Origin of the sequence: Falsiporphyromonas endometrii (assembly GCF_042654485.1) — a bacterium.
Lineage (GTDB): Bacteria > Bacteroidota > Bacteroidia > Bacteroidales > Porphyromonadaceae > Porphyromonas > Porphyromonas endometrii.
Genome location: NZ_JBHSGO010000126.1, coordinates 1 through 5,306 on the forward strand (window position 1 = coordinate 1; position 5,306 = coordinate 5,306).

Genomic DNA, 5,306 nt, shown 5'->3' on the forward strand with positions numbered 1-5,306 from the left:
CTGACAGACAATTCGAAATAATTTCTTTAATTTGTACTCGTGTAAGATTCATACGGTTTATCGTTTTATTTTGTTTTTTTCAAAGATAACAGTCTTGAGTCTTACACACTTTTTCGGGACAGTATCTGTCTCTACGCTTTTTATCGCTTTGTCTTTGCGAGATAAAAGTAATTTGAGAATGTTTTGAAGGCTTCTTTTTCTTTTGTGGTAGCTTGAAAATGTGTCTTTGTCGATGTCGTAGTCTTCTTGATAGCAATAGTCGGAGCTGATATAGCAATAAGTAAGGTTTTCTATGGCTTCATTATATATGTCTTGTTCTTTGTCGACTCTCAGTAAGTTTTCCTTATTTGGACCAATATATATTATGTTCCTTTCTTTGCACAACAACTCGATTGGTGTGATCAGTGTTTCGAAGTTTAGTAGAATATCTCTAAGGTTAAAATCAGAATATTCTGTATCTCCCATATTTTGTATGGGTCTAATCTGTAGGACATCTATTTTTACTCCTTCAAATAGGTGTGTGATATTGGATAGCTCCTTTATATTTAGATTGTTAAAAGTATAATTGATTCTAAGTACAAAGTCCGGGTGGATTGTTTTGATTCTTTTAATATCCTTAATGAGGCTTGTCAGTTTTGTAAAAGAAGCATTCCCCATAAGGTATTCATAAGTCTCCCGTGAAGTGCCATGCAACGAAAGCGTCATTCCTCCCAATCCGGCGTCGATAAACTTTTGTAAGTTGTCAAAATTAAGAAGTTATCCGTTGGTTGTGATTTCAATGTATGGAATACCGTATTCCTTCCCTTTTTGAATAAGTTCTGCAAGATGTTTATAAATTGTCGGCTCCGCACCACATCCAATTTGGAGTTTTGCTGCTCTCTTGAAAAGAGTTTTGTATTTGTCGATGTTATTTATATCTATCGGTGTAGTTGGTTTGGGCCTCTTTTTATCATCGCTAAAGTAGCACATTTTGCATTTAAGATTGCAACTTTTCACAGGATCAATAAAGATTGCAATATATCTCATGCGTGCAATGTGTACTACAGCCAATGAAGTTAGCTTGAGTTTTGGTTTATCAAGTTTGAAAAATAATCATGCAAGTTTATAAAACATATTGCATCGAGATTGTTTTGTGTTGTGGGTATGAATGTCTATCAAGTAGTTATGTGTTGATCTTAACTCCAAAAGTCTTTAGTTCATTAGACTGAAAGATCAAAAACATATACTTGATAGACATAATTTATGTTTGATCAGTCCATAATGGTCATAGTCATCTTGATGTCTTCCGAAGGTCTGTCACCCGGTTCGGTTTTGACGTTTTGGATCTTTTCGACTATATCGAGACCTTCTTCCACCTCGCCAAATACGGTGTATTGCCCATCGAGGTGAGGAGTGCCGCCTATTGTTGAATATACCTTCTTTTGTTCCTCGTTTAGACCTCCGCCATTTTCTTTTGATATGGCTTCAGCTTCGGCTATGAGATGGTCTTGAAGATCTTGCAGCCCTTGTCGATTGCGGTCTCTTCGAAGTTGCTTAATCTCTTCTTTGTGTTCGAATACCAGTTTGTCGAATATGCTCTGCATCTGCATCATTTGCATTTGCTTAGCTAATTGTCCCAGCTGACCTTCTTTGTAAACTTGTCCCCAAACGATGTAAAACTGCGAACCGCTGCTTTTGCGTTCTGGATTGACTTCGTCCCCTTGACGGGCTGCAGCCAAAGCACCACGCTTATGCCAAAGTCCCTCTTTTATTTCTGCATCTATGGTGTAGTCCGGTCCTCCCACTCCAAGTTGCTTTCCTTTGGGGGCCTCTTTGGAGTCCGGGTCTCCTCCTTGTATCATAAAATCTTTGATGACACGATGGAATAGGGTGCCATCATAATATCCCTCTTTGACCAATTTTATAAAGTTGTCTCTGTGTAGAGGAGTCTCATCGTATAGGCGTACCACAATGTCGCCTAAGCTTGTTTGTATCTTTACTCTCATAGTTTTTAATGATTCTTAATATTATTCTAATATGATTTTGATACCATTATTCTGAGGAGCTATGACCTCTCCTATGATAGAGGCTTGTTGGTCTCCTTGTTGTCTTATTTGGTTACAGATCTCTTCGGCTTCCTCCTTATCGACAGCTATAAGAAGGCCTCCGGATGTTTGAGGATCAGCTGCGAGGTAGCTTAGCATAAGTGGACAATTGACTTTGAGCCCTTTGCCTGCATACTTGATATTTCTAAAAGCCGCTCCCGGTATGCATCCATCGTCAAGGAGTCTGAGTGTGCCGGGAAGGGTTGGAAGTTGCTTAGTGTCTATGACAATGGTTGTATCGGAAGCCTCCGCTAATTCGAATCCATGGCCTACAAGCCCAAACCCGGTCACATCGGTTGCCCCTTTGATGTTGTATTGTTGCATCACTTCAGCAGCATATTTATTAAGTCTTGTCATTTGCTTGATAGCTGCTTGATATTCCTCATCAGAAGTCATACCAAGTCTTTGTCCCGCTATGATAGTGCCTATACCAAGAGGTTTGGTAAGGATGAGCTTTTGTCCAACTTTGGCTCCATTATTGGCTATCAATTGGTCAGGATGTACTATCCCTACCACTGCAAGACCATATTGAGGTGTCGGATCTTCTATTGTATGTCCGCCCATGGTAAAGGCTCCGGCTTCATTGATAGCCTGCTGTCCTCCTTTTAGGATCTCTGCCAATCCTTCAAGTGGAAGTCTCGATCCGGGGTAGTGCATCAGATTAAGAGCAAGCAGAGGTCTTCCTCCCATTGCATAGATATCGCTTAGTGCATTGGTTGCAGCAATTACTCCAAAAGTGTATGGATCGTCAACGACAGGAGGGAAGAAGTCCGTCGTAACAATCAGTGCTGTATCATTGTTGATTTTATAGACCCCGGCATCGTCGTGAGTAGAAAGTCCGACAAGTATATTTTCATTTCCGGGTATCTCTATCTTCTCAAGAAGTTTTGAAAGTTCTGTTGGGTCTATTTTAGCTGAGCATCCTCCATATTGACATTCTTTTAGGAGGTGTATCTTTTTTTGCATTTGCATAGCTTTATTCTTCGTCGTAATCAATTATAATTGCCTCATCTTTGCATGGGATAATCTTCTGGGCATCTTCGCGATAGTTGTCCTCTATCTTCAAGCACATACCACATTCCGGATTAAGATAGGTCGGAGTAGTTTGTACTTCGTGTGGTATATGATGCTGAGATATTGCGGTTCTTGTCTTAAGAAAAGCCCTTGTAGAAGCAAAGATAATCAGGAAATAGGTTTTCATTAGTTGTTAAATATCATTCGTTGAGCTCTATCAAAGCTTGGAACAATGCTGCCAGCTCACTCATCGTATTATAAACGGATAGCGAGACCCTGGTAGCTCCGGTTTGTAGAGAACCTAATGTTCGGTGAGCAATAGGTGCACAATGGAGTCCAAAGCGGGTAGTGACGGTGTATTTGTAATATAGATCATCACTTAGTTTGGCCGGACTTCCTTTCTTGGGGATGAGTGAGAAGACAGGCCCTTGATACTGTTCTTCATTGGAAGAGAGTACTTTGTATGGCAAATCTTCCTTGATGCTTTGTATAAAGTCGAAAAGTTGTGACTGCTCTATCAGACCTTTTTGAGGTCTCTCTTTCATCCCTATATACCATGCTGATAGTCCAACAAGATTGATTGTTCCGGTTTCGAATCGTTCGGGCATATGGTCGGTATCCATAAGGTTTTCGGAATGAAAGCCATTGCCACCTCTGATGAGAGGCGAGATACTTTGTGGGTTTCTTATGTAAAGAGCACCTGTTCCCGTAGGACCCATTAAACTTTTGTGTCCGGTTATGGCAACAAAGTCAATTGCACTTGCATCGACATCAAGTTTAAGATAGGGTAGGGCCTGTGCTCCATCTATCAAGATCTTAGTTTCTTCCGAGTGCCCTTTTATTATTTGTGCTATCTCACTTATGGGTTGGAATACTCCATTGAGATTGCTCATTCCATTGATAACACAAAGCTTAAATGGTTTGTTGGCTCTAATAAATCTTTCGGTCTCTTCTATATTTATTCGCCCATCGTTATGAGACGGAAGGTATGCCGGCTCTTTATTTCCGGGAAGGGCAAAGATTGGTCTTGTGACAGCATTGTGTTCGAGTGGAGAAATCACAACCTCTTCTTTCTTCAATTTGCCAAGACCTCTTATGACAGTATTGATCGACTCGGTTGCATTCTTTGTAAATATGATATTCTGACTTTGCTCCTTTGCTCCTATCATATCGGCCAGCATATCTCGCAATTCTTCTACCATTGAAGATAGTTCGAGGGTGTGTGTATCCCTGCTTCTTCCGTAAGAGCCTAACGGAGAATCATAGATATGGCTTAGATGGTCGACTACCCCTTGGGGCTTGGGATAGGAAGTAGAGGCATTGTCAAAATAAATCATCTTGAGTCTGAGTTTATGGAGTTACGATGTGATTGGCACGACTAAGAAGATCAGCAATGACGAACATGTTGGAAACTTTGCCTACAGATAGATTCTCTTTCTCCTTGAAATAATCCAAGCAGGTACCGCATACAATAATCTCTACCCCTTTGGCTGCGAGTTTTTTTAGTGATTCATGTGCAGGATGAGTCTTTGTCGCCAACTTGATCGCTGTGTTGTAGCAGATAATGTGTGTGGGAAGCTCGTCCAATTCATTTAGGGCATTGAGGTATGCCAAAATAAGTATCTCACCCAATTGGTCCTCTCCTTGTCCCATGACATTGCTTCTTAGCTGTACAACACTAATTCCCTTTTGAGTTGGAAGGATGCATTCAGCTTCTTGATTAGGTTGAGATGCAATTGGAGCTATATTGATTCCTTTGGTATCTATTATGAGCAAAGTGTAATCTTCTTCGGTGGTTCTATTCACAGCGAAGCCACTTTGGGTAATAAAATCTGTTAAGTTGCCACAAGCAGTTTCATTGTCTGTAAGCACTTCAAAACGAGTCTCTTTGTCGTTCTTTTTTAGGGCTTGCCTCAGCATAATGAGCGGTAGGGGACACAACTTCCCTCTGGTATCAACTTTTACTGACATATCTATGATCATTTAAATTTATCCCAAATGTACTCATTTTGGCTGAGGCCCGGGGGTGCTCTTTGATTTTTCTTCAACAACGTTCTGTATCATTATGCTTCTTTGTACCTTTGGTTTGATACTGTCCCAAAAAAGTGTGTAAGACCCAAGACTATTATCTTTGAAAAAATAAAATAAAACAGTAAAACAGTATGGATCTCACACGAGTACAAATTAAAGAAATTATTTCGAATTGTC

7 protein-coding genes are annotated in these 5,306 nt (G+C 40.3%); all 7 read right to left on the reverse strand.

The genetic code is table 11. The features are described 5' to 3' along the window. Positions 1–57: 57 nt before the first annotated feature. Entirely contained in the window at positions 58–705 is a 648-nt protein-coding gene (locus ACFO3G_RS03960) for a hypothetical protein (protein WP_380078195.1), read from the reverse strand. A 51-nt stretch (positions 706–756) separates the two neighbouring features. Next, the gene (locus tag ACFO3G_RS03965; RefSeq protein WP_380078197.1) at positions 757–1,050 is read right to left on the reverse strand and encodes a radical SAM protein; all 294 of its coding nucleotides are present in this window, start codon (positions 1,048–1,050) and stop codon (positions 757–759) included. A 200-nt stretch (positions 1,051–1,250) separates the two neighbouring features. Beyond that, positions 1,251–1,985, reverse strand: a complete 735-nt coding sequence (locus ACFO3G_RS03970) for a peptidylprolyl isomerase (protein WP_380078199.1) — start codon at positions 1,983–1,985, stop codon at positions 1,251–1,253. 21 nt (positions 1,986–2,006) lie between these two features. Next, positions 2,007–3,050, reverse strand: a complete 1,044-nt coding sequence (gene selD / locus ACFO3G_RS03975; RefSeq protein WP_380078201.1) for a selenide, water dikinase SelD — start codon at positions 3,048–3,050, stop codon at positions 2,007–2,009. Between the two features lie 10 nt (positions 3,051–3,060). Beyond that, positions 3,061–3,285, reverse strand: a complete 225-nt coding sequence (locus ACFO3G_RS03980; RefSeq protein ID WP_380078203.1) for a putative Se/S carrier-like protein — start codon at positions 3,283–3,285, stop codon at positions 3,061–3,063. A gap of 13 nt (positions 3,286–3,298) precedes the next feature. Then, positions 3,299–4,435 (reverse strand): aminotransferase class V-fold PLP-dependent enzyme, encoded by a 1,137-nt coding sequence (locus ACFO3G_RS03985; protein WP_380078205.1) that lies wholly within the window; start codon positions 4,433–4,435, stop codon positions 3,299–3,301. A 13-nt stretch (positions 4,436–4,448) separates the two neighbouring features. Then, positions 4,449–5,069: a sulfurtransferase-like selenium metabolism protein YedF gene (gene yedF, locus ACFO3G_RS03990; RefSeq protein WP_380078207.1), complete on the reverse strand. Its 621-nt coding sequence runs from the start codon at positions 5,067–5,069 to the stop codon at positions 4,449–4,451. Positions 5,070–5,306: the final 237 nt, after the last annotated feature.